Origin of the sequence: Streptomyces antioxidans (genome assembly GCF_000968685.2) — a bacterium.
Taxonomy (GTDB): domain Bacteria; phylum Actinomycetota; class Actinomycetes; order Streptomycetales; family Streptomycetaceae; genus Streptomyces; species Streptomyces antioxidans.
Genome location: NZ_LAKD02000088.1, coordinates 1 through 26,610, shown reverse-complemented (window position 1 = coordinate 26,610; position 26,610 = coordinate 1). Strand labels below are relative to the sequence as shown.

The 26,610-nt window shown below is 71.7% G+C and carries 23 protein-coding genes; 4 read left to right on the top strand and 19 right to left on the bottom strand.

Features of this window, described 5'->3' with window-relative positions; genetic code table 11:
• Window positions 1–276 precede the first annotated feature (276 nt).
• From VT50_RS28260 to rsmH, 17 genes are all read right to left on the bottom strand, one after another.
• Window positions 277–1,470 (bottom strand): DivIVA domain-containing protein, encoded by a 1,194-nt coding sequence (locus VT50_RS28260; RefSeq protein WP_046088774.1) that lies wholly within the window; start codon window positions 1,468–1,470, stop codon window positions 277–279.
• 49 nt (window positions 1,471–1,519) lie between these two features.
• Window positions 1,520–1,816 carry a YggT family protein gene (locus VT50_RS28255; RefSeq protein ID WP_014060001.1) on the bottom strand — a complete coding sequence of 99 codons (297 nt, stop codon included), beginning with the start codon at window positions 1,814–1,816 and terminating at the stop codon, window positions 1,520–1,522.
• An 82-nt stretch (window positions 1,817–1,898) separates the two neighbouring features.
• Window positions 1,899–2,519, bottom strand: a complete 621-nt coding sequence (locus tag VT50_RS28250; protein WP_030831675.1) for a cell division protein SepF — start codon at window positions 2,517–2,519, stop codon at window positions 1,899–1,901.
• A gap of 123 nt (window positions 2,520–2,642) precedes the next feature.
• Window positions 2,643–3,362 (bottom strand): YggS family pyridoxal phosphate-dependent enzyme, encoded by a 720-nt coding sequence (locus VT50_RS28245; RefSeq protein WP_046088773.1) that lies wholly within the window; start codon window positions 3,360–3,362, stop codon window positions 2,643–2,645.
• Window positions 3,363–3,365: 3 nt separating this feature from the next.
• Complete coding sequence (pgeF, locus tag VT50_RS28240; protein WP_046088772.1) at window positions 3,366–4,106, bottom strand: peptidoglycan editing factor PgeF; 741 nt, start codon at window positions 4,104–4,106, stop codon at window positions 3,366–3,368.
• Between the two features lie 42 nt (window positions 4,107–4,148).
• On the bottom strand, window positions 4,149–5,390 hold the full coding sequence (ftsZ, locus tag VT50_RS28235) for a cell division protein FtsZ (protein ID WP_046088771.1): 1,242 nt from the start codon (window positions 5,388–5,390) through the stop codon (window positions 4,149–4,151).
• A gap of 277 nt (window positions 5,391–5,667) precedes the next feature.
• A complete protein-coding gene (locus VT50_RS28230; RefSeq protein ID WP_046088770.1) occupies window positions 5,668–6,465 on the bottom strand; it encodes a cell division protein FtsQ/DivIB in 798 nt (265 codons plus the stop codon).
• 19 nt (window positions 6,466–6,484) lie between these two features.
• A complete protein-coding gene (gene murG, locus VT50_RS28225; protein WP_046088769.1) occupies window positions 6,485–7,573 on the bottom strand; it encodes an undecaprenyldiphospho-muramoylpentapeptide beta-N-acetylglucosaminyltransferase in 1,089 nt (362 codons plus the stop codon).
• A 6-nt stretch (window positions 7,574–7,579) separates the two neighbouring features.
• The gene (ftsW, locus tag VT50_RS28220) at window positions 7,580–9,031 is read right to left on the bottom strand and encodes a putative lipid II flippase FtsW (protein ID WP_107424910.1); all 1,452 of its coding nucleotides are present in this window, start codon (window positions 9,029–9,031) and stop codon (window positions 7,580–7,582) included.
• A gap of 55 nt (window positions 9,032–9,086) precedes the next feature.
• Window positions 9,087–10,538 carry a UDP-N-acetylmuramoyl-L-alanine--D-glutamate ligase gene (gene murD / locus VT50_RS28215; protein WP_046088776.1) on the bottom strand — a complete coding sequence of 484 codons (1,452 nt, stop codon included), beginning with the start codon at window positions 10,536–10,538 and terminating at the stop codon, window positions 9,087–9,089.
• The gene (mraY, locus tag VT50_RS28210; protein ID WP_046088775.1) at window positions 10,535–11,602 is read right to left on the bottom strand and encodes a phospho-N-acetylmuramoyl-pentapeptide-transferase; all 1,068 of its coding nucleotides are present in this window, start codon (window positions 11,600–11,602) and stop codon (window positions 10,535–10,537) included. Before mraY ends, murD begins: the two co-directional genes overlap by 4 nt.
• Window positions 11,599–13,038: a UDP-N-acetylmuramoyl-tripeptide--D-alanyl-D-alanine ligase gene (locus VT50_RS28205; protein ID WP_079343905.1), complete on the bottom strand. Its 1,440-nt coding sequence runs from the start codon at window positions 13,036–13,038 to the stop codon at window positions 11,599–11,601. The genes mraY and VT50_RS28205 overlap by 4 nt, the downstream gene beginning before the upstream one ends.
• Window positions 13,039–13,100: 62 nt before the next feature.
• Window positions 13,101–14,861 (bottom strand): UDP-N-acetylmuramoyl-L-alanyl-D-glutamate--2,6-diaminopimelate ligase, encoded by a 1,761-nt coding sequence (locus VT50_RS28200; protein WP_079343904.1) that lies wholly within the window; start codon window positions 14,859–14,861, stop codon window positions 13,101–13,103.
• 12 nt (window positions 14,862–14,873) lie between these two features.
• Entirely contained in the window at window positions 14,874–16,862 is a 1,989-nt protein-coding gene (locus VT50_RS28195; protein WP_046090585.1) for a peptidoglycan D,D-transpeptidase FtsI family protein, read from the bottom strand.
• A complete protein-coding gene (locus VT50_RS39380; RefSeq protein WP_158083231.1) occupies window positions 16,859–17,029 on the bottom strand; it encodes a hypothetical protein in 171 nt (56 codons plus the stop codon). The genes VT50_RS28195 and VT50_RS39380 overlap by 4 nt, the downstream gene beginning before the upstream one ends.
• Window positions 17,030–17,037: 8 nt before the next feature.
• Window positions 17,038–17,580 carry a cell division protein FtsL gene (ftsL, locus tag VT50_RS38695; RefSeq protein ID WP_338058344.1) on the bottom strand — a complete coding sequence of 181 codons (543 nt, stop codon included), beginning with the start codon at window positions 17,578–17,580 and terminating at the stop codon, window positions 17,038–17,040.
• 68 nt (window positions 17,581–17,648) lie between these two features.
• On the bottom strand, window positions 17,649–18,611 hold the full coding sequence (gene rsmH / locus VT50_RS28185; protein WP_046086141.1) for a 16S rRNA (cytosine(1402)-N(4))-methyltransferase RsmH: 963 nt from the start codon (window positions 18,609–18,611) through the stop codon (window positions 17,649–17,651).
• A gap of 409 nt (window positions 18,612–19,020) precedes the next feature.
• Between rsmH and VT50_RS28180 the strand changes: the two genes are divergently transcribed.
• The 4 genes from VT50_RS28180 (at window position 19,021) to VT50_RS28165 (ending at window position 24,665) form a co-directional block, all read left to right on the top strand.
• Complete coding sequence (locus VT50_RS28180; protein ID WP_046086140.1) at window positions 19,021–19,575, top strand: beta-class carbonic anhydrase; 555 nt, start codon at window positions 19,021–19,023, stop codon at window positions 19,573–19,575.
• A 220-nt stretch (window positions 19,576–19,795) separates the two neighbouring features.
• On the top strand, window positions 19,796–20,848 hold the full coding sequence (locus tag VT50_RS28175; RefSeq protein WP_046086139.1) for an AAA family ATPase: 1,053 nt from the start codon (window positions 19,796–19,798) through the stop codon (window positions 20,846–20,848).
• Window positions 20,848–22,236 carry a DUF58 domain-containing protein gene (locus tag VT50_RS28170; protein WP_046086138.1) on the top strand — a complete coding sequence of 463 codons (1,389 nt, stop codon included), beginning with the start codon at window positions 20,848–20,850 and terminating at the stop codon, window positions 22,234–22,236. Before VT50_RS28175 ends, VT50_RS28170 begins: the two co-directional genes overlap by 1 nt.
• Window positions 22,233–24,665: a transglutaminase TgpA family protein gene (locus tag VT50_RS28165; RefSeq protein ID WP_046086137.1), complete on the top strand. Its 2,433-nt coding sequence runs from the start codon at window positions 22,233–22,235 to the stop codon at window positions 24,663–24,665. The genes VT50_RS28170 and VT50_RS28165 overlap by 4 nt, the downstream gene beginning before the upstream one ends.
• Window positions 24,666–24,898: 233 nt before the next feature.
• On the opposite strand, the gene VT50_RS28160 is transcribed toward VT50_RS28165, so the two are convergent.
• Complete coding sequence (locus VT50_RS28160; protein WP_046086136.1) at window positions 24,899–25,291, bottom strand: DUF3040 domain-containing protein; 393 nt, start codon at window positions 25,289–25,291, stop codon at window positions 24,899–24,901.
• A 283-nt stretch (window positions 25,292–25,574) separates the two neighbouring features.
• Window positions 25,575–26,357 (bottom strand): methyltransferase, encoded by a 783-nt coding sequence (locus VT50_RS28155; RefSeq protein WP_046086135.1) that lies wholly within the window; start codon window positions 26,355–26,357, stop codon window positions 25,575–25,577.
• Window positions 26,358–26,610: the final 253 nt, after the last annotated feature.

Below are 26,610 nucleotides of genomic sequence, written 5' to 3'. Positions count from 1 at the left end.
CCGGCGATTGAGGACCAGGGTCCGGCCCCCGAGTTACGACAAACCAGCCCGTCCGGCGATTGAGGACCAGAGTCCAGCGCCCGAGTTACGACAAACCAGCCCGTCCGGCGATTGAGGACCAGGGTCCGGGGCGGAGCCCCGGTTACGGGAAGGGGCGGGTAGGGGAAAAGCCCCCCAAGCCGCAGGCACGGCAAAGGGCCGGGCCCAGGAGGAAGCTCCTGGGGCCCGGCCCCTGCGATTGCCGAACGCTCCGCGCGTACTACGACGCGCCCCGCGTCAGTTGTCGTCCTCGTCGATGAGGAAGCCCCGCATAGGACTCGGCGCCTGCTGCATCGGCTGCGGACTCTGCGGCCGCACCGGTGCCATCGGCTGCGTCATCGCGGGAGACATCTGCTGCTGACCACCGTACGACGGCGCGCCGCCGTTCTGGTTGTGGCCGCCCATCGACTGGGGGTTGCCACCCATCGTGTGGCCACCCATCGTGCCCGCCCCGGCCGAGGCCATGGAACCGCTCATCGAGGGGGACGGCGGCAGCGAGGCGGTCGCCGGGGTGCGCGGCGGCGCGAGCGAGTCGTCGGCCTGGTTCTCCAGCTGGCGCAGCTGGCTCTCCAGGTACGACTTCAGCCGCGTGCGGTACTCGCGCTCGAAGCCGCGCAGATCCTCGACCTTGCGCTCAAGCGTGGCGCGAGCGGACTCCAGGGAGCCCATCGCGACACGGTGCTTCTCCTGCGCGTCCCGCTCCAGCGCGTCGGCCTTGGCGCGGGCGTCCCGCTCCAGGCCCTCGGCGCGGCTACGGGCCTCGCCGACGATCTTGTTGGCCTCGGAACGGGCCTCCGCGATCGCCTGGTCGGCGGTCTGCTGCGCGAGCGAGAGCACGCGCGCGGCGCTGTCGCCGCCCGGGCCCTGCCCCGGCTGCGGCAGCTGCGGGCCACCGGGACCACCGGGACCGCCGGGGCCACCGGGACCGCCCATCGGGCCGCCCATGGGGCCGCCGGGACCCATGGGACCGTTCTGGCCCATCGGGCCGGGTCCGCCCTGCTGCATCGGTCCGGGGCCACCCTGCTGCATGGGGCCGCCGGGGCCGCCCTGCTGCATCGGTCCTCCGGGGCCGTTCTGGCCCATCGGGCCGGCCGGCAGCTGCGGGGCTCCGCCCGGGAGTTGGGGCGGGCCGCCCATCTGCTGCTGGCCGGGCGGCACCGGCTGCGGCGGTCCAGATATGGCGGCGGGCACGGGTGCGCCCGGTCGCTCCTGCTGTTCGGGTGGCTTGCGCATGCCTTGTTGCTGGCTCTGGGCCGCGGCACGGGTCGCGGCGGCCAGCTTGGCACGCAGGTCCTCGTTCTCCCGCAACAGCCGGGTCAGTTCGGCTTCGACCTCGTCGAGGAAGGCATCGACCTCGTCCTCGTCATAGCCTTCTCGGAGGCGGACGGTCGTGAACTGCTTGTTCCGCACGTCCTCGGGGGTCAACGGCATCTCTACTTCACCTCAACGTAGTCGTCGGCAATCGGCAAGACCGTATCGTTCACACCCTGCTCGCAAAATTGCTCACGACGGTGATCAGGATCCAGACGATGATCATCAGCACGAAGAAGGACAGGTCGAGCGCCACACCCCCGAGACGCAACGGCGGAATGAACCGCCGGAGCAGCTTGAGTGGCGGATCGGTCACAGTGTAGGTGGCCTCGAGGATGACCACCATCGCCCTGCCGGGTTGCCACGAGCGCGCGAACTGGAATACGTAGTCCATCACGAGCCTGAAGATCAGCACGATCAGGTAGCAGTAGAGCGCGATGTAGATCACCTGTAGTGCGATGCCCATCCCGCGCGTCCCTCTCCCCTGGTTCGTACTCGGCCTTTCGGCCTCGGATGACTCGGTGTTGCCGGTTTGCCGTTTTTGCGTCTCAGCTCTGGTTGAAGAACCCGCCCTCTGCGATACGGGCCTTGTCCTCCGCCGTGACATCGACGTTAGCAGGAGACAACAGGAACACCTTCTGCGTCACCCGCTCAATGCTCCCATGGAGGCCGAACACCAGACCGGCCGCAAAGTCGACAAGTCGCTTCGCGTCGGTGTCGTCCATCTCCGTCAGATTCATGATCACGGGAGTGCCCTCACGGAAGTGTTCCCCGATAGTACGGGCCTCGTTGTAGGTCCGGGGGTGCAGTGTGGTGATGCGGTACGGCTCCCGCTCGGACACGACCTTGGGCATGATCACTGGCGCGTTCTTCTCCAAGTTCTGACGTTCAGGTGTGATGGACGCCACGGGGGCAATTCGCGCGGGTCGCCCGGTTTCCACCGCAAGCGGAGCCGGTTCACGTTGTGCGGGAGGGTGGACGACTCGCACGGATTCGCCCCTTTCCGGCCGCGGTTCGGTCTCCACTACCTGATGCCGCCGGCGGTCCCGCTCCCGCTCGGGCTCCGGCTCGGGCTCGAACTCGTCGTCGGGGTCGAATCCCCGGCCGTCGTACCCATCGTCCTCCACGAGGCCGAGGTAGACCGCCATCTTGCGCATCGCGCCGGCCATTTTCTGCGTCCTCCGCTCTGTGGTGGATCGGCTCCGCCACCGGATGCCATGGATCCACGTGGCCCGCCCGCCTTTTGACGGGAATGACCATATTTTCTGCTGTGGTCCGACTTCTTCGCGACGTTACCGGAGCCTGGGTCGGACTCCGAGTACCGCAGTGCCGACGCGCACATGTGTCGCCCCCGCCGCCACCGCTTCCTCGAGATCCGAGCTCATCCCCGCCGAGACCATGTTCGCAGCAGGATGGGCCACGCGCAGGCGGGATGAGATTTCCATCAGCCGGTCGAACGCCGCCCGCGGCCGCCCCTCGTAGGGACCCGTCAGCGGGGCGACGGTCATCAGACCGTCGAGCCGTAGCCCTTCGGCCTCGGCCACGGACCCGGCGAGCCGTTCCACTCCGCCCGGTCCCACCCCTCCGCGCTCTCCCCGGTCACTGGAGTCCACGTCGAGCGCGACCTGAATCAGGACGCCCAGCTCCCGTCCGGCCCCCACAGCCGCACGGGAGAGCGCGTCGACCAATCGCCTGCGATCGACGGATTGCACCACATCGGCGTAACTCGATACGGAACGCACCTTATTGGTCTGCAATTGCCCGACAAAGTGCCAGATCAATGGCAGATCCGCGCATTCCGCGGCTTTGGGGGCGGCCTCCTGGTCGCGGTTCTCCGCGACATGCCGTACGCCGAGCTCCGCGAGCAGACGGACATCGCTCGCCGGATAGGTCTTGGTGACCACGATCAGGGTCACCTCTTCGCGCTTGCGGCCGGCCCCGGCGCAGGCGGCAGAGATACGTTCCTCCACCCGGGCCAGATTCGCGGACAGTTCCGCCTTGCGATCCGTCACAGCTCAGCCGCCCAACCAGACATAGCTCGCGAGCCGCCCCGTGGTGTGCTCGCGCCGGTACGAGAAGTGGTCCGCCGACTCCAGGGTGCAGATGTGAGATTGTCCATCCGTCCCGTCCATCCGCACACCCCCGCGCGCCAGTTGGGCCAGCACACCGGCCGCCACATCCACCGCGGGGGTACCCCAGCTGGTCTCGGCCCACGCCTCCGGCACCGTCCCGGCGACATCGGCGCGCATGTCCGCGGGGACCTCGTAGCAGCGTCCGCAGACCGCGGGCCCGGTGCGGGCGACGATCCGGGCGGGCTCGGCGCCCTGCTCCGTCATCGCCCTCACCACCGCCGGGACCACTCCGGCGACCAGTCCCGGCCGCCCGGCGTGGGCGGCGCCGACGACCCCGGCCACCGGATCGGCCAGCAGCACCGGGGTGCAGTCGGCGGTGAGGACGGCCAGGGCGAGGCCCCGACGCCGCGTCACCACCGCGTCCACCGCCGGGATCTCATCGTCCGGCCACGGCCCGTCGACCACCGCGACGTCCCGGCCGTGCACCTGGTTCATCCAGACGACCGCCGCCGGGTCCAGGCCCATCGCCTTGGCGGCCAGCTCGCGGTTGGTCCGTACGGCCTGGGGGTCGTCGCCGACCGCCCCGCCCAGGTTGAGCTCCTCATACGGAGCGGCGCTCACCCCGCCCCACCGGTCGGTGAAGGCGAAGTGCGCGCCGCTCGCGTCGTGCTGTTGCGCTATCACGTCTGGTTCACTTCGGGTCGCCGTCGAGCCATGCCGGACGGCTCACTTCAGGAAGTCCGGGACGTCCAGCTCCTCGGCCTGGCTCTCCGGGTAGGGGCGGGCCGGCGGGACCTGAGGGTGCGGGGTGGGCACCGGGGGCGGCGACACCTCGGCGACCGGGGCCGGGTCCGCCGGGGCGGGCTCATCCTCGCGCGGAGTGACGCTGCCGAGCCCGCCGAAGGACGGGCGGCTGCCGCTCTCCTGGCCGGCCGGGCGGTTCGAGGAGCCGCTGGATCCCTCTTCGCGGTTGCCGCCGCCGTAGGAGCCGAGCACCTTGTCGCGGTTCTTCGAGGGCGGCTGACCGCCGTCGAAACCGGCCGCGATCACGGTGACCCTGACCTCGTCGCCGAGCGCGTCGTCGATCACCGCGCCGAAGATGATGTTGGCCTCGGGGTGGGCGGCCTCGCTCACCAGCTGGGCGGCCTCGTTGATCTCGAACAGGCCGAGGTCCGAGCCGCCGGAGATGGAGAGCAGCACGCCCCGGGCGCCGTCGATGGACGCCTCGAGCAGTGGCGAGGAGATCGCCATCTCGGCCGCGGCCACCGCGCGGTCGTCCCCGCGGGCCGAGCCGATGCCCATGAGCGCCGATCCGGCCTCGGACATCACGGACTTGACATCCGCGAAGTCGAGGTTGATCAGACCCGGGGTGGTGATCAGGTCGGTGATGCCCTGAACACCCGACAGCAGCACCTGGTCGGCCGACTTGAACGCGTCGAGCACGCTCACCTGACGGTCCGAAATGGACAGCAGCCGGTCGTTCGGGATCACGATGAGGGTGTCGACCTCGTCCCGCAGACCCGCGATGCCGTCCTCGGCCTGATTGGCGCGGCGGCGGCCCTCGAAGGTGAACGGACGGGTGACCACACCGATCGTCAGTGCGCCCAGCGAGCGGGCGATGTTCGCGACCACCGGGGCACCGCCGGTGCCCGTGCCGCCGCCCTCACCAGCCGTCACGAAGACCATGTCGGCCCCCTTGAGGACCTCCTCGATCTCCTCGCGGTGGTCCTCGGCGGCCTTGCGGCCGACATCGGGATTGGCGCCGGCTCCCAGGCCACGGGTGAGCTCGCGGCCGACGTCCAGCTTGACGTCCGCGTCACTCATCAGCAGGGCCTGCGCATCGGTGTTGATCGCGATGAACTCGACGCCCTTGAGCCCGACCTCGATCATCCGGTTGATGGCATTCACGCCACCGCCGCCGATGCCGACGACCTTGATGACTGCGAGGTAGTTCTGCGGTGCTGCCACGTCGAAGGCCTCTCGCCTCGAGTTACGTGTCGCCACCCCGCCGTTGCCGCGGTGCGCCGACTGATGCCGAATGGGACGGTTCCGATTGCCGACCCCAACCCTAACGCTGAAGTTTAGGGTTACCAGTGCCTCTGTTTCCCGGACTCTTCGGAACAGGACACTAAGTCGACAAGTGGCGAGCGTTCAATGAACACGCCGAACCTCCCGCTTTTCTTTTCACCCTATGTGATCACCCCGTGGGCTAGCCAACCAGGGTGCTGGCCTGCCGCTATCAACGTCAACTGCGAGACACCGCCGGGGCACTCGGCGCTTGGACGTCGAAGTGGTCGGCGTCCGGCCGCGCTTTCATCAGTGCGGTGAGCGCCTTCGCCTTCGCCTCGCCGCGCTCTCCGCTCCCCCAGGCGATGGTACGGCCCCCGGTCAGCTCCAGGGTGATCGAATCGTACGAGCGGACCCGGAGGGAACGGGTGTCCTGACGGACCTTCTCCGGGAGTTGGGTGACCACCCGGACCGCCTCGCGGCGCAGTCCGGCCCGGCCGAAATGGCGCGAACTCGGCGACCGATCCGGCTCCATTTCCAGCAGCGGAACGCCCTTCGGACGCTTGCTCAGGGTGGAGAACCGGACTCCCGTGGCGTCCACTTCGTGGAACTTCCCGTCCTCTTCGACAATGGCTTCGGGCCTGCGTTCCGTCACCACCAGACTGACGGTGTGCGGCCATGACCGGGATACGTCCACTTTCGCAATCCGCTTCAGCCGCTCGCGCACCCGGTGTTCGATCGCCCCGGTGTCCACCGCCACCAGCGGGGTGTTCAGGGACACGTCGGCGGCGTCGCGCACCTCCCGGTCGGTGAGGACGGTGGTGCCGGCCACCCGCACCCGCTCGGCCCGCAGCCAGCTCGAGCCGTAGAGCAGCCAGACGGCCCCGGCACCGAACAGGGTGACCGCCACCGCCGTCACCAGCAGGGTGCGGCGGCGGGGCGGCCGGAGCCTACGGCGGACCCGCAGCAGGCGCGGGGGCGGGCCGGACGGAGTCGTCCCTCGTGCACCGCGCTCGGCGGTCGACGGTCCGGCCACGCTCCCTGCCTCCTCACGCCTAGCGGCGTGCGCTGATCGCCTCGTACACCATGCCGACCAGCAGCTCGTCGGCGTCCCTGCGGCCGAATTCGGTGGCGCGCCGGGACATCTCGTACAGCCGGTGCGGGTCACCGAGCACCGGCAGCACATTGCCCTGCACCCACTCGGGGCTCAGCTCGGCGTCGTCGACCAGCAGGCCGCCGCCCGCCTTGACCACCGGCTGGGCGTTGAGCCGCTGTTCGCCGTTGCCGATCGGCAGCGGGACATAGGCGGCGGGGAGCCCGACGGCGGACAGTTCGGCGACGGTCATCGCGCCCGCGCGGCAGAGCATCATGTCGGCCGCGGCGTACGCGAGGTCCATCCGGTCCACATACGGTACCGGGATGTAGGGCGGCATTCCTGGCATGTTGTCCACATGCGGCAGTTCGTTCTTCGGGCCGACCGCGTGGAGCACCTGGATCCCGGCGCGCTGGAGGAACGGCGCCACCGTCTGGACCACCTCGTTCAGCCGCCGCGCGCCCTGCGAGCCGCCGGAGACCAGCAGCGTCGGCAGGTTCTGGTCGAGCCCGAAGGCCGCGCGGGCCTCGGGGCGCACCGCGGCCCGGTCGAGGGTGGCGATGGAGCGGCGCAGCGGGATGCCCACGTAGCGGGAGTTGCGGAGCTTGCTGTCCGGGGTGGAGACCGCCACGCAGTGGGCGTAGCGGGAGCCGATCTTGTTGGCGAGGCCGGGGCGGGCGTTGGCCTCGTGGACGACGATCGGCACGCCGAGCCGCTTGGCGGCCAGATAGCCGGGCAGGGCCACATAGCCGCCGAAGCCGACGACGCAGTCGGCCTTGGTGCGCTCCAGGATCTGCTCGGCGGCCTTGATGGTGCCGCGCAGCCGCCCGGGGACGGTGATCAGTTCGGGGGTGGGCTTGCGCGGCAGCGGTACGGCCGGGATGAGCCCGAGCTCATAGCCGCGCTCCGGTACGAGCCGGGTCTCGAGCCCGCGCTCCGTGCCGAGCGCCGTGATCCCCACGGTCGGGTCCTGCCTGCGCAGGGCGTCCGCGAGGGCGAGCGCGGGCTCGATGTGGCCGGCGGTCCCCCCACCGGCGAGTACGACATGCACCGAAATTCACCGCTCTCCGGACGGCCGCCTCTTGACGGGCCGTCTCATCGTCTTCCGTCTCACCCGAGCCAGCTTCTTCCGCAAAGCAGGCTGCCGCATGGCCAGCGCCGCCCGCGCAGCGGGCTCAGCCCGCGCGAAGGCGATCAGCAGGCCCACGGCGAACATGGTCGGCAGCAGGGCGGACCCTCCGTAGGAGAACAGCGGGAGCGGCACACCCGCGATCGGCAGCAGACCGAGCACCGCGCCGATGTTGACCACGGCCTGAGCCGTGATCCAGGTGGTCACACCTCCCGCGGCGTACCTCACGAAGGGGTCCTCCGTGCGTCCGGCCACGCGGATACCCGCATAGCCTAGAGCCGCGAAGAGGACGAGAACCGACAGCGTCCCCGCCAGGCCGAGTTCCTCCCCGGTAATGGCGAAGATGAAGTCGGTATGTGGTTCGGGCAGTTCACCCCATTTCTCCATGCTCGCCCCGAGCCCGGAGCCGAACCATCCGCCGTTGGCGAGCGCGTAGATCCCGTGCACCGCCTGCCAGCACTGGTCGTGCGCACCGGGCTCGGTGGCGCCGATGCAGGCGAGCCGGGACATCCGGTTGGCACTGGTCTTGATGAGCAGCATGCCGATGGCCCCGGCGAAGGCGAGGACGCCCACGAACAGCCGGGTGGGGGCGCCGGCCAGCCACAGCAGGCCGAAAAGGATCGCCGTGAGGATGATCGCGGTGCCCATGTCCCCGCCGAGCATGATCAGGCCGAGCAGCATGCCGGTCGCGGGCACCAGCGGGACCAGCAGGTGCTTCCACTGGGCCAGCAACCGCTTGTCCTGTTTGCGGGCGAGAAGATCGGCGCCCCACAGGACGAGCGCCAGCTTGCCGAACTCACTGGGCTGGAGCAGGAAGGGACCGCCGAAGGAGATCCAGTTCTGGTTGCCGTTGACCGCGATGCCCATGCCCGGGACCTGCACCAGACACATCAGGAAGACCGAGACCGCGAGCAGCGGATAGGCGAAGGCGCGGTGCAGTTTGATGGGCATCCGCACGGCGAGCAGCATCAGGGCGCCGCCGAGCGCCGCGGCGAAGAGCTGTTTGCGGAAGAAGTACGACGGTGCGAGCCCGGACTGGAGCGCCTTGATCTGGGAGGCGGAGTAGACCATGACCAGCCCGAGCACCAGGATCAGCAGCGAGCCGCCGAGCAGCAGGTAGTACGCGGTCAGCGGCCGGTCCCAGGCCCGCCGTAGGCGCTGCTGGAGCCCGCGCAGGGCGTCCACGACATTCACCCTCGGCGGGCGGCGCGGAGGCCGGGAGGCGCCCGCCGTGCCGCGCGGGCGGGCCGGTGACGCCGTCCGGCCCTTGCCGCGTACGGCCTCCCGCACCCGCCCTGCGCCGCCCGAGCGCGGCGCCGGGCGGCCGGTGCCGGGGCGGGAGGTCCGGGAGCGCGGGGCGGCGGGCTGGTCAGGCGTCATGTCGTATCCCCTCCGGTTTCCCCGCGCGGGCGGTCCTCCGCGGGGGACCGGCGGGCTACTGGTCGTCCGGGACCGGGCCGGAGGCCAGGTCGTGAACCGCCGCGGCGAAGGCCTCGCCCCGCCTGTTGTAGTTGATGAACATGTCCATCGAGGCACAGGCCGGGGCCATCAGGACGGTATCGCCCGGCCGGGCGAGCCGCGCCGCTTCGCGCACGGCCGCGGCCATCGCCCCAGTGTCGGTCCGGTCGAGGTCCACGACCGGGACATCGGCTGCGTGTCGCGCGAGCGCTTCCCGGATCAGGGCGCGGTCGGCGCCGATCAGCACCACGCCGCGCAGCCGCTTGGCCGCCGTAAGGACGAGCTCGTCGAAGGTGGCCCCCTTGGCGAGGCCGCCCGCGATCCACACGATGTGCTCATAGGCGCCCAACGACGCCTCCGCGGCATGGGTGTTGGTCGCCTTGGAGTCGTCGACGTAGGCCACGCCCCCGACGTCCGCCACATGCTCCACCCGGTGCGGATCGGGCCGGAAGGCGCGCAGGCCGTCCCTTACGGCCGTCGGCGGGACGCCGTAGGCGCGGGCCAGGGCGGCCGCCGCCAGGGCGTTGGCGATGTTGTGCGGGGCCGGCGGGTTCACGTCGGAGACCTCGGCGAGCTCCTGCGCCCGCTTCTGGCGGTCCGCCACGAAGGCCCGGTCGACGAGGATGTCCTCCACGACGCCGAGCTGGGAGGGCCCTGGGGTGCCGAGGGTGAAGCCGATGGCCCGGCAGCCCTCCTCGACGTCGGCCGCGCGCACCAGGTCCTCGGTGGCGGGGTCGGCCGCGTTGTAGACGCAGGCCACCTGGTTGCCCTCGTAGATCCGGCCCTTGTCGGCCGCGTAGGCAGCCATGGAGCCGTGCCAGTCGAGGTGGTCGGGGGCGAGGTTGAGCACCGCCCCGGAGTGGGCGCGCAACGAGGGCGCCCAGTGCAGCTGGTAACTGGAGAGCTCGACGGCCAGCACATCGTACGGCTGGTCGCCCAGCACGATGTCCAGGAGCGAGACGCCGATGTTGCCGACGGCGGCGGTGCGCAGCCCGGCCGCCTCCAGGATGGCCGCCAGCATCCTTACGGTGGTCGTCTTGCCGTTGGTGCCGGTGACCGCGAGCCAGGGCGGGGCGTCCTCGCGGCGCAGCCGCCACGCCAGCTCCACATCGCCCCAGATGGGCACGTTCGCCTCGGCGGCGGCCAGGAAGAGCGGGCTGGTGGGCTTCCAGCCGGGGGTGGTCACGATCAGCTCGGCGCCCTCGGGCAACGTCTCCCCGTCGCCGAGGCGGACGGTGATGCCCAGCGGCTCCAGCTCGGCCGCCTGGGCGCGCTGCGGTTCGCCGTCGCTGCCGTTGACCACGGTCACCGAGGCGCCGAGGCCCCGCAGCGCACGCGCTGCGGGGACCCCGGAGACGCCGAGTCCGGCGACGGTGACCTGCCGTCCGGCGAGGTCGGTCACGTCGGGGGAGGCGGCGCCCGACGTCATGAGGCCCGCCACCCCGCGTAGAAGAGGCCGAGGCCGACGATCACGCACATGCCCTGGATGATCCAGAACCGGACCACCACAAGGACTTCGCTCCACCCCTTGAGTTCGAAGTGGTGCTGGAGCGGTGCCATCCGGAAGACCCGTCGCCCGGTGGTACGGAAGGAGCCGACCTGGATGACCACGGACATGGTGATCAGGACGAACAGACCGCCGAGCAGGGCCAGCAGCAGCTCCGTACGGGAGCAGATGGCGAGGCCGGCGAGCGCGCCGCCGAGCGCGAGCGAGCCGGTGTCACCCATGAAGATCTTGGCGGGTGAGGTGTTCCACCACAGGAAGCCGAAGCACGCGCCCATCAGGGCGGAGGCGACGACGGCCAGATCGAGCGGGTCCCTGACCTCGAAACAGGACGACGGGTTGGTGAGGGTCTGCGCGTTGGCGCAGGACTCCTGGTACTGCCAGACGCCGATGAAGGTGTAGGCGCCGAAGACCATCACGGAGGCGCCGGTGGCCAGGCCGTCGAGACCGTCGGTGAGGTTCACGCCGTTCGACATCGCGAGGATCATGAACAGCGCCCAGATCGCGAAGATCACCGGGCCGAAGGACCAGCCGAAGTCCTGGACGAAGGAGAGCCGGTCGGAGGCGGGGGTCTGCTGGCGCGAGTCGGCGAAGTTCAGTGCGAGGATCGCGAAGGCGATGCCGACGATCAGCTGCCCCGCCATCTTGGCCTTGGCCCGCAGACCCAGGCTGCGCTGCTTGACGATCTTGATGTAGTCGTCGAGGAAGCCGACCAGGCCCATGCCCGCGAACAGGAAGAGCACCAGCACGCCCGAGAAGGTCGGCTGACTGCCCGTGATCACCTTCGTCAGGGCGTAGGCGATCAGTGTGGCCAGGATGAAGGAGATACCGCCCATCGTGGGCGTGCCCTTCTTGCTGCCGTGCGTCCGCGGACCGTCGTCCCGGATGAACTGGCCATAGCCCTTGCGGGCCAGCAGCTTGATCAGCACCGGGGTGCCGATCAGGGTCAGAAAGAGCCCGATGGCCCCCGAGAAGAGAACCTGCCTCATGCCCATCGGCCGGCGACCTCACCCTCACCGTCGAGCAACGCCTGAGCAAGCCGCTCAAGGCCGACCGACCTGGATGCCTTCACCAACACGACGTCCCCCGGTCGCAGCTCGCTACGCAGCAGATCGACCGCTGCCCGCACGTCGGACACGTGCACCGACTCCTCACCCCACGAACCCTCGTTCTTGGCGCCCATGTCCAGCCAGGCGGCCTCCTGGCCGCCGACCGCCACGAGCTTGCTGACGTTGAGCCGGACGGCCAGCCGTCCGACCGCGTCGTGCTCGGCCAGTGACTCCTCGCCCAGCTCGGCCATCGGGCCGAGCACCGCCCATGTGCGACGCCCCGGTGTGGCAGCGCCCATCGCGACCAGCGCACGCAGCGCTGCTCGCATGGACTCGGGGTTCGCGTTGTAGGCGTCGTTGACGACCGTCACACCGTCCGAGCGCTCGGTGACCTCCATCCGCCAGCGGGAGAGCTGCCCCGCCTCGGAGAGCGCCACGGCGATCTCGTCGACGGACATGCCCAACTCATGGGCGACGGCGGCCGCGGCGAGCGCGTTCGACACGTGGTGCTCACCGTACAGGCGCATGGTCACTTCGCTGCACCCGGTAGGGGTGTGAAGCGTGAAGGCGGGGCGGCCGCCGTCGGCGAGCCGGACATTCCCGGCACGCACACCGGCGCCCTCGGCCTCGCCGAACAGGACGACACGGGCCTTGGTGCGCGACGCCATGGCGCGTACGAAGGGGTCGTCGGCGTTGAGCACCGCCACCCCGCCCTCCGCGGCGGGCGGCAGGGACTCCACGAGCTCGCCCTTGGCCTCGGCGATCTGCTCCCGGCCGCCGAACTCCCCGATGTGGGCGGTGCCGACGTTGAGCACGAGTCCGATACGGGGCGGGGTGAGTTCCGTCAGATACCGGATGTGGCCCTTACCGCGGGCGCCCATCTCCAGCACCAGGTGCTGGGTGGCCTCGTCGGCGCTCATCGCGGTGAGCGGCAGGCCGATCTCGTTGTTGAGGGAGCCCGGCGTCCATACGGTGGGGCCGCGGCGCTGGAGCAGCTGGGCGATGAGGTCCTTGGTGCTCGTCTTGCCCGCGGAGCCGGTGAGGGCGACCACGGTGGCGCCCACGCGCTCCACGACGGCGCGCGCGAGCGCTCCCATGGCGGCGATGACGTCGGGGACGACGATCGCCGGTACGGGGGCGTCCGGGGTGCCGACGGGGCGGGCGGCCAGGACCGCCACGGCACCCGCCGCGACCGCGCCCCCGGCGAAGTCGTGGCCGTCCACGCGCTCCCCGGGGAGCGCGGCGAAGAGGCTGCCCGGCCGCACCTCACGGGAGTCGATCACGACGGGGCCCGTGACCTTCAGGTCCGGGTCCGGTATGTCGTGCGGCTGTCCACCGACTAGGCCGGCGATCTCGGTGAGGGACAGTGCGATCACTGATCACCTCCGGCCGTGCGGGAGAGCTGCCTGGAGAGGGCTGGTGCGCGCATGGCGGTCTGTCATCCCTGGTCGTCTAGGTGTTTGTCCCGGTGCTGTGGGCTCGCTTCGGGGCGCGTGGCATCGCGTCCGCGGGCTCGCTCACTGAGCTCGATGGCTTCACGGAGTACCTGGCGGTCGTCGAAGGCCCGGATCACGCCCGCGATGTCCTGTCCCTGCTCGTGGCCCTTGCCCGCCACGATGACGGTGTCACCCGCCTCGGCGCGGGCGACGGCGGCCGCGATGGCGTTGGCCCGGTCCTCCTCGACCAGCACATCACCGCGCTCGTGAGCGGGCACCTCGGCGGCGCCCGCGAGCATGGCGGCGAGGATCGCGAGCGGGTCCTCGGAGCGGGGGTTGTCGGAGGTGAGGACGGCCGTGTCGGAGTACCGGGCCACCGCGGCACCCATGGGGCCGCGCTTGAGCCGATCGCGGTCACCGCCGCAGCCGAGGACGGCGTGCAGCCTGCCGTCGGTCACCTTGCGGAGGGCACGCAGCACCGACTCCACGGCGTCGGTCTTATGGGCGTAGTCGACGACCGCGAGGTAGGGCTGGCCCACGTCGACCCGCTCCAGCCGGCCGGGGACGCCGGGGACGGCGGCGACGCCGTCGGCGGCCGTCTGCGGGTCGATCCCGGCGACGGCGAGGGCGACGACGGCGGCGAGCGCGTTGGCCACGTTGAAGGGGCCGGGGAGGGGCGCGGCGGCCCGTACGGACTCGCCGTTCGGGCCGACGGCGGTGAAGGTCGAGCCGAGCGGGCCGACCTCGACGTCCGCGGCGCGCCAGTGGGCGTCGGGGTGGCCCTCGGCGGAGAAGGTGGTGACGGGCACCTCGGACTGCTCGATCAGACGGCGGCCGTACTCATCGTCGTAGTTGATCACTCCGAGGCGGCTGCGGGCCTTGGTGAACAGCTGGGCCTTGGCCTGGAAGTAGTCCTCCATGCCGGAGTGGAACTCCATGTGCTCCGGGCTGAGGTTGTTGAAGACCGCCACGTCGAAGACGCAGCCGTCGACGCGGCCGAGGACCAGGGCGTGGCTGGAGACCTCCATGACGACCGAGTGGACGTCGCGCTCCCGCATCACCGCGAACAGCGCCTGCAGATCGGTGGCCTCGGGGGTGGTGCGCTCGGACTTGATGCGCTCGTCGCCGATCCGCGTCTCGACGGTGCCGATGAGACCCGTAAGGCCGCCATCGTGCTTCGCGGCGGCCTTGAGGCCGCCCTCGATGAGATACGCGGTCGTGGTCTTGCCCGAGGTGCCGGTGATGCCGAGCTGGAGCAGGTCGCTCCCCGGCTCACCGTAGATCGTGGCGGCCAGCGCGCCCATCCGGCCGCGCGGGTTGTCCACCGCGAGGACCGGCAGGCCGGTGGCGGCGGCACGCTCGGCACCCGCCGGGTCGGTCAGCACCGCGACCGCGCCGAGGTCGGCGGCCTGGGCGGCGAAGTCCGCGCCGTGGAGACGGGCACCGGCCAGCGCGGCGTACACATCCCCGGGGCGTACGGCCCGCGAGTCATGGGTGATCCCGGTGACCGCGGCCCCTTCCGGGGCTTCGGGGGCTTCGACGCCCAGCTGATCCGCCAGGTCCACCAGCGGGATCGGGCGGACCTGGAGAGGACGGGGCGCTCCCGGGTATTCCACAGAAACGTCCTTCTGAGGGGTTTGGGACTGATCAGCTTGGGGCACGGCGGTGAGCGTACCCGGGAGACCCGCTCCCCCGCGAAATGAGGCGGCGGTACGGGGCCGTACCGGACCGTGGTTCCCGGGGTCCGGCGTGATCGTCGTCACTGCGGGACCCGCTCACTGGCCCGGGCCGTAGCTCACCGGGAGCCGTTTGGGCTGCTTCCCGGACGGCGGGACCTGCAGGGCCTTGAGGCCGAATTCCATGACCTTCTTGTAGACCGGTCCGCAGACCTGGCCGCCGAAGTAGCTGCCCTTGGTCGGGTTCTGAACGGCGCAGTAGACGGTGAGCCGGGGTTTGTCGGCCGGGGCGAAGCCGGCGAAGGACGCGGTGTAGCCGCGGTAGCGGCCGGTCTTGGGGTCCACCCGGTTGGAGGTGCCGGTCTTGCCCGCGACACGATAGCCCGCGATCTTCGCCTTGGCGCCGGTGCCCTGCTGATCGTCGACGACCGACTCCAGCATCTCGGCGAGCGTCTTCGCGGTCTCCTTACTGACGACACGGGTCTTCTCGGGGGCGGGCGCCGCGGTGAAGTCGCCGCCGGGCCCCCTGGCGCCGCGGACGAGCGTGGGCGCGATGCGCTCGCCCCCGTTGGCGATGGTCGAGTACACCGAGGCCGCCTGGACGGCGTTGAGCGACAGCCCCTGGCCGAAGGGGATGGTGTACTGCTGCGAGGCGCTCCAGTCCTCCGGCTTGGCCAGGATGCCCGGGGTTTCGCCGGGGAAGCCGAGCCCGGTGGGCTGGCCGATCCCGAACTTGCGCAGATAGGAGTAGAGGATCCGGTTCTTCTGCCGCTTGGTCTTGGCCAGTTGCTCGGTGGCGAGGATCGTGCCGATGTTGCTGGACTTGGCGAGCACGCCGTTGAGCGTGAGGTACCAGGTCGCGTGGTCGATGTCGTCGGCGAAGGCACGGTCCGCGCGGGGCAGCCGGTTGGGGACCACCACATGGGTGTCCCAGCGCGCCACGCCCTCCTGGAGGACGGCGGCCATGGACATCAGCTTGCTGACGCTGCCGGGCTCGTAGGCGTCGGAGACCGCGGCGTTGCCCAGGTCGTCGGCGTCCGTGGTGGTGATGTCGTTGGGGTCGAAGCTGGGGGCGTTGGCCATGGCCAGGAGCTGTCCGGTGCGGGTGTCCTGGACGATGACATAGCCGCGGTCGGCCCCGGACTTGCGCACCTGGTCGGCGATGGCGCTCTGGGCGGCCCACTGGATGTCCCGGTCGATGGTCAGCTCGTAGTCGCTGCCGGAGACCGCGGGCTGCTCCCTGACGTCGCCGGTGGGCACCTGGTGGCCGCCGGACTGGGCGTAGACGCGCTTGCCGTCCTTGCCCGCGAGCTTCTTGTTGAGCTGCTGCTCCAGCCCGGCGGAGCCGCGTCCGTCGGCGCCCACGAAACCCAGTATCCCGGCGGCGAGGTCCCCGTTCGGATAGACCCGCTTGCTGTGCGCCTCACGGTTGACCCCGGCCAGGACATTGGTGCCCTTGCCCTTGGTCGCCGCGTCGTCGAGGGCGCTCTTCAGGTCCTTGATCTGGTTCCAGACCTGCGGGGACTGCTGCCGGGCCAGCACGACGTACTGCGACCTGGGGTTGTCGGTGAGCTTCTTCTCCAGGTCCGCCTGGTCCTTGCCGAGGATCGGCGCGAGCAGGGCCGCGGCCTGGTGCGGCGCGTCACGGGTCTTGGCCGTCTTGGGGGTGAGGAGGTCGGGGGCGGCGGTGATGTCGTAGGCGTCCACCGTGGTCGCCAGGTCGACACCGTTGCGGTCGGTGATGGAGCCGCGCTCGGCGGACAGCTTCACCGGGATGTAGCGGTTGACGTTGGCCTTGGCCGCGTAGGCGCTGGCGTCGACGGCCTGTACCTGCAGCAGCCGTACGACGAAGGCCAGCATGACGAGGGTGAGGCCGAGGCTGATCAGCCGCAGCCGGGGGCGCGGGCTGCCCAGCCGCAGCTGCTGGGGGGCGCCGGGGCGGGGGCGCGGGCCCGGACGGCCGGGCGGTGCGCCCTGGCGGCGGCGCTCATCGGGGCGCCGCGCCGGGTCCTGGCGCGGGCGGCGGTCGCCGCGGGGGCCGCCCGGGCCGGGCACCCCGCGGCGCCGGGGGTCCTGGGGCGCGCTCACGCGACGGCCGCCCTCGGGACGGTGACCGCCTTCGGGTGGGTGGCGATCTGCGGCTCGGCGACTGCCCACGGGGCGGTGGCCGCCCTTGGGTCGGTGGCCGTCCGCCGTGCCCGGGGGGTCGTCCACGCGGGCGGGGTGGGCTGGGCGCAGGCTGGGGGTCGCGTCACCGTGTCACCTACTGAGGGGCCGGGGTGGAGTTCGCGGAGGCGGAGGCGGAGGCGGATGCCGAAGGAGGGGTGGAGGCGGGGGTGGACGCGGGGGACCCTGTGGGCAGCACCCACGGGCTCACCGAAGCCGTGGCGGTCGGCGACGTCGGCAGCGCCGGCGGCACGAGGGCGGACGGAGTGGGCGACGCCTCGGACGCGACGGGCGACGCCTCGGACGGCGTGGTTCCGAGCGAGGGCGGCAGCACCTGGCCGGGGCCGCCGAGGGCCGAGGGCTGCCCCGTGGCGGGGGCGGGCACCCCACTGACCGAGCCGTCCGGGTTGAGGAAGACGGGGGTGCCGCCGGGCACCATCCCCAGCTCCCGGGCGCGCCGCTCCAGCTCGCCGGGCGCGGAGAGCTTGTCCACGTCCTGCTGGAGGGCCTGGCGCTCGTCGGTGAGCTCCTTGGTCTGCTTCTCCAGTCTGGTGAGCTCGAAAGAACCCTGGTTGAGGGAGGAGTTCAGCAGCAGCAGTGCGATCAGGCCGGAGCCGAGCAGGACCACGACGAGCAGCACGAAGGGCGTGCGCCTGGCCGTGGTGGCGCCCGGCGCCGGCCGTCCTTTCGGGCCCGTCCCCCGCGCGCTCATGGGGCGACCTCTTCCCGGATGCGCTCCGCCCCCCGGAACCGCGCCGGGGTGGCCCGGCGGTTCTCGGCGATCTCGTCCTCGGTGGGCAGCTCCGCGCCACGGGTGAGCAGCTTCAGCCGGGGCTGGTACTGCTCGGGGATGACCGGCAGCCCCGGGGGCGCCGTATGGCTGGCACCGGCCGCGAGCACCTGCTTGACCAGGCGGTCCTCCAGCGAGTGATACGACAGCACGGCGATCCGGCCGCCGACCGCGAGCGCCCTTACGGCTGCCGGGATGGCCCGCTCCAGGACCGCGAGCTCCCCGTTGACCTCGATCCGCAGCGCTTGGAAGGTGCGCTTGGCCGGATTGCCGCCGGTGCGCTTGGCGGCCTGCGGCAGCGCGTCGCGGATCAGCTCGACGAGCCGGGCGCTGTTGGTGAACGGCTCCTTGGCGCGCTCACGCACCACGGCGTCCACGATCTTCCTGGCGAACTTCTCCTCGCCGTACGTCCGCAGGATGCGCACCAGATCGCCCGGCGGATAGGTGTTGAGCACCTCGGCCGCGCTGACACCGGTGGTCTGGTCCATCCGCATGTCCAGCGGGGCGTCCTGGGCGTAGGCGAAGCCGCGCCCGGCCTCGTCCAGCTGCATGGACGACACGCCGAGGTCGAAGAGGATCCCCTGGACGCGCGGGACGCCGAGCCGGTCGAGGACCTCGGGCAGCTCGTCGTAGACCGCGTGGACCAGCGTCGCCCGATCGCCGTAAGGGGCAAGCCGCTCCCCGGCGAGCCGCAGTGCGGACGGGTCGCGGTCGAGGGCGATGAGCCGGGCCTCGGGGAAGTCGCGCAACAGCGCCTCGCTGTGGCCTCCGAGGCCCAGGGTGCAGTCGACCACGACCGCGCCGGGCTGGGTGAGGGCGGGGGCCAGCATGTCCAGGCAGCGCTGGAGCATGACGGGAACATGGAGAGCGTTGCTGCTCATTGCGCTGCTCGTGCGCCCTTCTGAGGATCGGGCGAGGATGGTACGCACCGCCGGGTCCCCACCCGCTCTGAAGGGGAAGTGGCCTACTGGCGCCGGGGAAGTGACGTCAGGCAGCCGGAGCGGGAGGAGGCCGAGGGGTACGTACGCACCGCGCTCACGCGAAATTCCGGGATCCGAGGGGAGCGTCACGCCTCCCACTTCGCGCCACTTTAGTCCACTCGTCCCTTCGGTCAACCAACCGGCCTGCGCGTCCCGCCGCAGGAGGGGTATCCCCTTCCTTGGGCACCGGAACGCGGGGCGGGAGGGGCTGTGGATTGCCTCACACCACCCTTTCGGCCCACCCCGTTGCCCTCGTTTGCCCTACCTAAAGAGAAGACAAAAATCCCTGGTGAGAGGTAGCGTCCTCGTCATGTCGATATCAGCGCCGCAGCCGAATCCGTCCACCGACCGCGACGCCCGTACGGGAGAGACGGTCACCGACAGCCTCGTGGAGGCCAACCGCGCATATGCCGAGAAGTTCACCGATCCGGGGATGGACGCGCGGCCGGTGCGGCGCGTCGCCATCGTCGCGTGCATGGACGCCCGTCTGGACCTGCACGAGGCACTCGGCCTGGAGCTGGGCGACTGCCACACCATCCGCAACGCGGGCGGTGTGGTCACCGACGACATCATCCGGTCCCTGACCATCAGCCAGCGGGCCCTCGGGACCCAGAGCGTCGTGCTCATCCACCACACCGGCTGCGGTCTGCTGAACCTCACCGAGGACTTCCGGCACGAGCTGGAGGAGGAGGTGGGACAGCGGCCGTCGTGGGCGGTCGAGGCGTTCAGGGACCTCGACGCCGACGTCCGCCAGTCGATGGAGCGGGTGCGCACCTCGCCGTTCCTGCTGCACACCGACGACATCCGCGGCTTTGTCTTCGATGTGACGACGGGTCTGCTGCGGGAGGTCACGCCGCGGACGTGAGAGAGGCTGAAGATGCGGAAGGGATTCAGCACTCGAACTCGTACAAGCGTGACAAATAACCCCGGGTTATCCACAGCCGAGTGACGCGAGGCCGCGGAGACCGCAAGAATGCATAGGTGACATCGTCCCCCGCGACCACGCGGGGGACCGATGCCAGCGTTTGCGGTGGGCCGGTCCGTTCCGAGGGCAGCGGCCCTGAGAACGGGCCGAGGAGGGCCGGGTGACGACCTATGACGAACGAGCGAGCCTCAGCGATCTGACCACCACAGCGGATCGGATCCGCAGGTCGGTGGAGGGTGTGATCGAGGGCAAGCCCGAGGTCGTACGGCTTTCGCTGACCGTGCTGCTCGCCGAGGGACATCTGCTGATCGAGGACGTCCCGGGCGTGGGCAAGACGATGCTGGCCAAGGCGCTCGCCCGGTCCATCGACTGCTCCGTGCGGCGGATCCAGTTCACCCCGGACCTGCTGCCGTCCGACATCACCGGCGTGAGCATCTTCGACCAGCAGCGCAAGGAGTTCGAGTTCAAGCCGGGCGCCATCTTCGCCCAGATCGTGATCGGCGACGAGATCAACCGCGCCTCGCCCAAGACCCAGTCCGCGCTGCTGGAGTCGATGGAGGAGCGCCAGGTCACCATCGACGGGGAGGGCCATGAGCTGCCCAACCCCTTCATGGTGGTGGCCACGCAGAACCCGGTCGAGATGGAGGGCACCTATCCGCTGCCCGAGGCGCAGCGGGACCGCTTCATGGTCCGTGTCTCCATCGGGTACCCCAGCCCGCAGGCCGAGCTCGAGATGCTGGACGTCCACGGCGGGGTCTCCCCGCTGGACGACCTGCAGCCGGTGGCGCACGCCCATGAGATCGTCAAGCTGATCGAGGCGGTGCGCTCGGTGCATGTCGCCGAGGCCGTCCGGCGTTACGCGGTGGACCTGGTGGCCGCCACCCGCAGCCACCCCGATCTGCGGCTGGGCGCCTCGCCGCGCGCCACGCTGCATCTGCTGCGGGCCGCCAAGGCGGCGGCCGCGCTGGCCGGGCGGGAGTTCGCGCTGCCGGACGATGTGCAGTCCCTGGCCGTCGCGGTGCTGGCCCACCGGCTGCTGCCCACCGCGCAGGCCCAGCTGAACCGCCGCACCTCCGAGCAGGTCGTCGCGGACATCCTGCAGCACACCCCGGTGCCCACCTCCGCCCAGCGCGGCGCGGGCGGGATGCCCCCCATGCCGCCCATGCCCCCGGCCGACTTCGGGCGGCAGCAGCCGGGCGCGCGGAGGCCGTGATGGCCGCAGGGGGGACGGACATGGATCCCGAGGGGCCCGGCGCCGGTGAGCGGTCGGGCGGGCTGCGGACCGCCCTCGCCGGTCTGACCACCCGCGGCCGTTCCTTCCTGGCCGCCGGGGTGGCCGCCGCGGTGTGCAGCTATGTCCTGGGCCAGGCGGATCTGCTGCGGGTCGGGCTGCTGCTGGCCGCGCTGCCGCTGGTCTGTGTGGCCGTGGTCTACCGCACCCGGTACCGGGTCGCTGGCAGCCGGCGGCTCGCGCCCGCGCGGGTCCCCGCGGGCTCCGAGGCCCGGGTGCACCTGCGGATGGACAATGTCTCGCGGCTGCCCACCGGGCTGCTGATGCTCCAGGACCGGGTGCCCTACGTCCTGGGGCCGCGCCCGAGGTTCGTACTGGACCGGGTGGAGCCGGGCGGCCGCCGCGAGGTGTCCTACCGGGTGCGCTCGGATCTGCGCGGCCGCTATCCGCTGGGCCCGCTGCAGCTGCGGCTGAGCGATCCGTTCGGGATGTGCGAGCTCACCCGCGCCTTCAGCACCTACGACACGCTCACGGTGGTGCCCCAGGTCGAGCCGCTGCCCCCGGTGCGCCTGACCGGCGAGGCCGCGGGGTACGGGGACGGAAGGCACCGCTCACTGGCCCTGGCCGGTGAGGACGACGTCATCCCGCGCGGCTATCGCGTGGGCGACGATCTGCGCCGGGTGCACTGGCGCTCCACGGCGCGCTACGGGGAGCTCATGGTCCGCCGGGAGGAGCAGCCGCAGCGGGCCCACTGCACGGTGCTGCTGGACACCCGGCGCACCGCCCACTTCGGCTCCGGGCCGGACTCGGCCTTCGAATGGGCGGTCTCCGGGGCGGCGTCGGCCGCGGTGCACCTGCTGGAGCGGGGGTATGCGGTCCGGCTGCTGACCGACACCGGAAGCTCGGTGCCGGGCCGGGACGGCGGAGGCGGCTTCACCGGTTCCACCCATGACTCGGCGGAGACGGCCGGGCTGATGCTGGACACCCTCGCCGTGGTGGACCACTCCGACGGCGGAGGGCTCTCGCCCGCCTATGAGGTGCTGCGCGGCGGCGGAGAGGGACTGCTGGTGGCCTTCCTGGGCGATCTGGACGAGGAACAGGCGGCGATGGCCGCCCGGATGCGGCACCGCACCACGGCCGCGGTGGCCTTCGTACTGGACGGCGCCGCCTGGTCGCGCGGGGCGGAGTTCGGGAGTGGACCGGACCTGGAGGACCGGCTGCGGCGGCTGCGCGAGGCGGGGTGGACGGCGCTGCCGGTCGGCCCGGGAGTCTCCCTGGCACAGCTGTGGCGGCAGGCCGACGCCCAGGGCGCCACCCGGGCGGACGCCGGGAGCCGCGCGGTCGGCGGCATGACGGGGAGCTGGACATGAGTGGAAGCGTTCGGCTCGCGATATGTGCGGCGGTGGCCACGGTGGCGGCGTCCTGTGCGCTGCTGCCGCTGGTGGATCCGGCGAGCTGGCTGTTGCAGGCCGTCCTGTTGCTGGCGGTCCAGAGCGTCACGGGCGTGGCGGCCCGCCGGGTGCCGCTGGCCCGCCCGCTGACGGTGGTCGCGCAGGCCGTGGTGACGCTGCTGCTGCTCACCCTGGTCTTCGCCCACGAGCAGGCGCTGGGCGGGCTGCTGCCGAGCCCGCAGGCGCTCCACGAATTCACTCTGCTGCTGCGCGACGGCGCCGACGACGTGGGGCAGTACGCGATCCCCGCGCCGCTCACCGATGGCATCCGGCTGATGCTGGTGGGCGGGGTGCTGGTGATCGGCCTGGTGGTCGACGCGCTCGCGGTGACGTACCGCAGCGCGGCACCCTCCGGGCTTCCGCTGCTCGCGCTCTATTCGGTGGCGGCCGGTCTGTCCGACGACGGGAGCGACTGGCTGTGGTTCCTGCTGGCTGCGGCCGGCTATCTGCTGCTGCTCCTGGCCGAGGGCCGGGACCGGCTGTCCCAGTGGGGCCGGGTGTTCAGCGGCGGCGCCCGGCACCCGGCGGGTATGCCGCCCTCGGGCCTGGCCGGGGCCGGGGGCAGCCCGGCGCTCGCCCCGGTGCGCACCGGCCGCAGGATCGGCGTGCTGGCGCTCGGCATCGCGCTGGCGGTGCCCGCGGTGCTGCCGTCGCTGGACGGCGGGCTGCTGGACCGGCAGGGGGGCAACGGCGGGGCGGGCAGCGGTGGCGGCACGATCTCGGCGGTCAATCCGCTGGTGTCACTGCAGGACAGCCTGAACCAGCCGGAGAACAAGGAGGTGCTGCGCTATCGCACCTCCTCGCAGACCACCCAGGACCTCTATCTGCGGATCGTGGCGCTGGACCGGTTCGACGGCACCTCGTGGAAGTCGTCCGAGCGGCATGTCACCGATGTGCCCAGTCAGCTTCCCTCGCCCGCCGGGCTCGGCCCCTCGGTCCGGGTCTCCTCCGTCGACACCTCGATCTCGGCCGCCGACTGGTACGCGCAGAACTGGCTGCCCCTCCCCTACCCCGCGTCAAGGGTCGATATCGACGGGCGCTGGCGCTATGAGCCGGAGGGCCGCACGCTGGTCGGCGACCGCGGCCAGACCACCCGGGGCGCGCGCTACCGGGTCACCAGCCTGCTGGTGGAGCCGACGGCCGACCAGCTGGCGGACGCCCCGGCCCCGCCCTCCCGGCTGCGGAACGAGTACACGGAGGTGCCGGACTCGCTGCCGTCCGTGGTGGCCCGTACGGCGCGGGAGGTGACCGCCGGCGCGGGCAACGCGTACGAGAAGGCGGTCAAGCTCCAGGACTGGTTCGCGGTGAGCGGAGGATTCCGCTACGACACCGAGGTGCAGTCGGGCAGCGGCTCGGCCGCCATCGTCCGGTTCCTGAAGCAGAAGGAGGGCTTCTGCGTCCACTTCTCCTTCTCGATGGCCGCGATGGCCAGGACGCTGGGCATTCCGGCGCGGGTCGCGGTCGGGTTCACCCCCGGCACCGCCCAGGCGGACGGCTCGGTGTCGGTGGGGCTGAAGGACGCGCACGCCTGGCCCGAGCTGTACTTCGAGGGCGTGGGCTGGACCCGTTTCGAGCCCACCCCGAGCCGTGGCACCCAGCCCGACTACACGATGGAGCAGACGCCATCGGGTGCCCCGACCGACGAGCCCACGGCCGAGCCCACCGAGACCGCCGAGCCGACGGCCACGCCGACCGCGTCCGACAGCTGCCCCCCGGACATGAAGAAGCTGGGCACCTGTGACGGCGCCGCGGCCCAGCAGCCGGACAACGGCGCCTCGGGCGGGGGCTGGTCGGCCACCAAGGTCACCAGCTGGACCTCGCTGGCGGTGCTGCTGGCCGTGGTGCCCCTGCTGCCCATGCTGTGGCGGCGGCGGATACGGACCCGCAGACTGAACGGCTCGGGCGGGCGCACCCAGCAGGACGCGGTCGACCGGGTGCTCGCCGCATGGCGTGAACTCACCGACTCGGCCTGGGACTTCGGCGTGCTGCCGGACGACTCGCTGACCTCGCGCAGAGCGGTGAGCCGCATGGTGCGGACCGCCGGGCTCGACCACGATTCGGCCCGGGCGGCACAGCGGGTGGCCGAGGCGGTCGAGCAGGTGCTGTACGCACCGGATCCGCGCCCGGTCACGGGCGTGGCCGACGACGTCCGGCTGGTGCTGGCCGGATTCCGGGCCACGGCGGGACGGCGGGAGCGGGCGCGGGCGCTGCTGGCCCCGCGGTCCGTGGCCCAGCTGGTGTGGGCGGCGGGACAGCGCTGGTCCGCGCTGGTCGAGCGGTGGGGAGCGCCCCGCTGGGCCCGCTGGGCCTCCCGGCTGCGGACCCCGCGCGGCCAGCAGGGGAACTGATCCCCGGGCCGGAACTGATCCCCGGCGGCCCCGGGCGCCCGCGACTCTGGGCGCCTGCGGCCCCATGGGGCCGGGGAGGTGCGGGGCCAGCGATACGCGGCTCCGCCGCCCGGCGGGGCTCCGCCCCTCAGAGCGGGGCCCAGGGGCGAAGCCCTGGCAGCGAGGAAGCCCTGGTGATGAGAAGGGGCGGTCGCCAGTCGGCGACCGCCCCTCAACCGCTCATCCCTGAATTCTCAGTGGCCCTGCTCATCACGGCGCCGCTGCCAGCGCTCCTCGATGCGTGTCATCATCGAACGGCGCTGACGGCCCTGACGACGGGGAGCCGCCCCGCCGCCACTCTGCGCCTCACCGGGTTTGGGAGCCTTGCGCCAACCGGTCACCGCGAGCACCGCGCATCCCAGCATGATCAGGAAGCCCACCACGCTGATCCAGATCTGGGGAACGATCACCCCGACCATGAGGAGTGCGATGCCCACCAGAAAACCCGCGACCGCCTGGTAGACCCGTCGCCGGGTGTACGTTCGCAGGCCGCTTCCCTCAAGCGCTGTCGCGAACTTGGGATCTTCGGCGTACAGCGCTCGCTCCATTTGCTCGAGCATGCGCTGCTCGTGCTCCGAGAGCGGCACGGAGTCCTCCTACTCGTCGGTCGCGGGGGGCGACCGGGTGCGACCCTTTCAGGATAGGCAGGGAATCGCCCCCGTGAAACCCGCCCCTCAACGCCAATTCGCCCACCCCTTCGGGCGCGGCGAAAGTTGACGCTGAGACGTCCATTCCCCTCCCGCCGATTTGCCATGCCGGACGGTGTACCCCGATCATACGGCGCCGGGCGTCCGATCGGGTCTCCTGTGGCCGACTCCACCTGCGCCGCCCGCCGTCGGATGGGGCGCGTGGAGCGCTCTGGTCCGGTCTCTAGTCCCGCTCGGCGAGAACGTGCAGCTGAGTGGCGACCGAGCGGAAGGCGGGCAGCTCGGCGGCGGCCTCCTCCAGCTGCAACAGGGCGTCCAGCGCCCCGGGCTCGGTGTCCACGAGCACCCCGGGGACAAGATCGGCGAAAACCCGCACCCCGTGCACCGCGGCGATCTCCAGACCGGCCGCGCGCACCAGCCCGGACAGCTGGTCCTCGGTGAAGCGGCGCGGCATCGGATCCCCGGAGCCCCAGCGGCCCTCCGGGCCGGTAAGCGCTTGCCGGGCCTCGGTGAAGTGACCGGCCAGGGCGCGGGCCAGCACGGCGCCGCCCAGGCCCGCGGCGAGCACGCTGAGGGTTCCGGCGGGGCGCAGGGCCGCCGCCGCGTTCCGCAGGCCCTCGGCGGGGTCGTCCACGTACTCCAGGACGCCGTGGCAGAGCACCACGTCGTAACCGCCGCGCTCGACCACGTCGAACAGCCCGTGGGCATCGCCCTGAACCCCGCGCACCCGGTCGGCGACCCCGGCCTCGGCGGCCCGCCGCTCCAGCGCGAACAGCGCGTTCGGACTCGGGTCGACCACGGTGACGCGGTGGCCGAGGCGGGCCACGGGAACGGCGAAATTGCCGCTGCCGCCGCCGGTGTCCAGGACGTCCAGCGCACCGTGCACGGCCTCGCCCCCGGCGGGCTCCCGGCCCGTGACCTTGGCCCGCCGGTCCAGGGCGTCCTTCAGGACCTCCCAGACCACGGCGGTACGGAGGGACGCACGGGGGCGCTGTGGGTCTGACACGGCGGGTGGCTCCTCGGCGCGGTGCCGTCACCGCCCGGAGGCGAGGACGACGGGTTGCTGAACGTCGGCGCTCCCAGCCTATTGCCTCCGCGGGGCGGGCCGCTTACCTCCGTGGGGCGGGCCGCGCCGAGGCGGCCACGGCCGGAGGACCGGCGCCACGCGGATGCCCGGCCGCCCCCTGCGGATACCGGGCCCCCCGCCCCCGCACGGGTGCCGGGCCGCCCCCGCGCGGATGCCTGGCCGCCCCCACCGA

What these genes read in the sequence shown, in the direction of transcription:
- VT50_RS28260 (WP_046088774.1), bottom strand. Translation starts at nt 1,470, where the DNA reads ATGCCGTTGACCCCCGAGGACGTGCGGAACAAGCAGTTCACGACCGTC.
- VT50_RS28255 (WP_014060001.1), bottom strand. Translation starts at nt 1,816, where the DNA reads ATGGGCATCGCACTACAGGTGATCTACATCGCGCTCTACTGCTACCTG.
- VT50_RS28250 (WP_030831675.1), bottom strand. Translation starts at nt 2,519, where the DNA reads ATGGCCGGCGCGATGCGCAAGATGGCGGTCTACCTCGGCCTCGTGGAG.
- ftsW (WP_107424910.1), bottom strand. Translation starts at nt 9,031, where the DNA reads ATGACGCCTGACCAGCCCGCCGCCCCGCGCTCCCGGACCTCCCGCCCC.
- murD (WP_046088776.1), bottom strand. Translation starts at nt 10,538, where the DNA reads ATGACGTCGGGCGCCGCCTCCCCCGACGTGACCGACCTCGCCGGACGG.
- mraY (WP_046088775.1), bottom strand. Translation starts at nt 11,602, where the DNA reads ATGAGGCAGGTTCTCTTCTCGGGGGCCATCGGGCTCTTTCTGACCCTG.
- rsmH (WP_046086141.1), bottom strand. Translation starts at nt 18,611, where the DNA reads ATGAGCAGCAACGCTCTCCATGTTCCCGTCATGCTCCAGCGCTGCCTG.
- VT50_RS28180 (WP_046086140.1), top strand. Translation starts at nt 19,021, where the DNA reads ATGTCGATATCAGCGCCGCAGCCGAATCCGTCCACCGACCGCGACGCC.
- VT50_RS28170 (WP_046086138.1), top strand. Translation starts at nt 20,848, where the DNA reads ATGGCCGCAGGGGGGACGGACATGGATCCCGAGGGGCCCGGCGCCGGT.
- VT50_RS28165 (WP_046086137.1), top strand. Translation starts at nt 22,233, where the DNA reads ATGAGTGGAAGCGTTCGGCTCGCGATATGTGCGGCGGTGGCCACGGTG.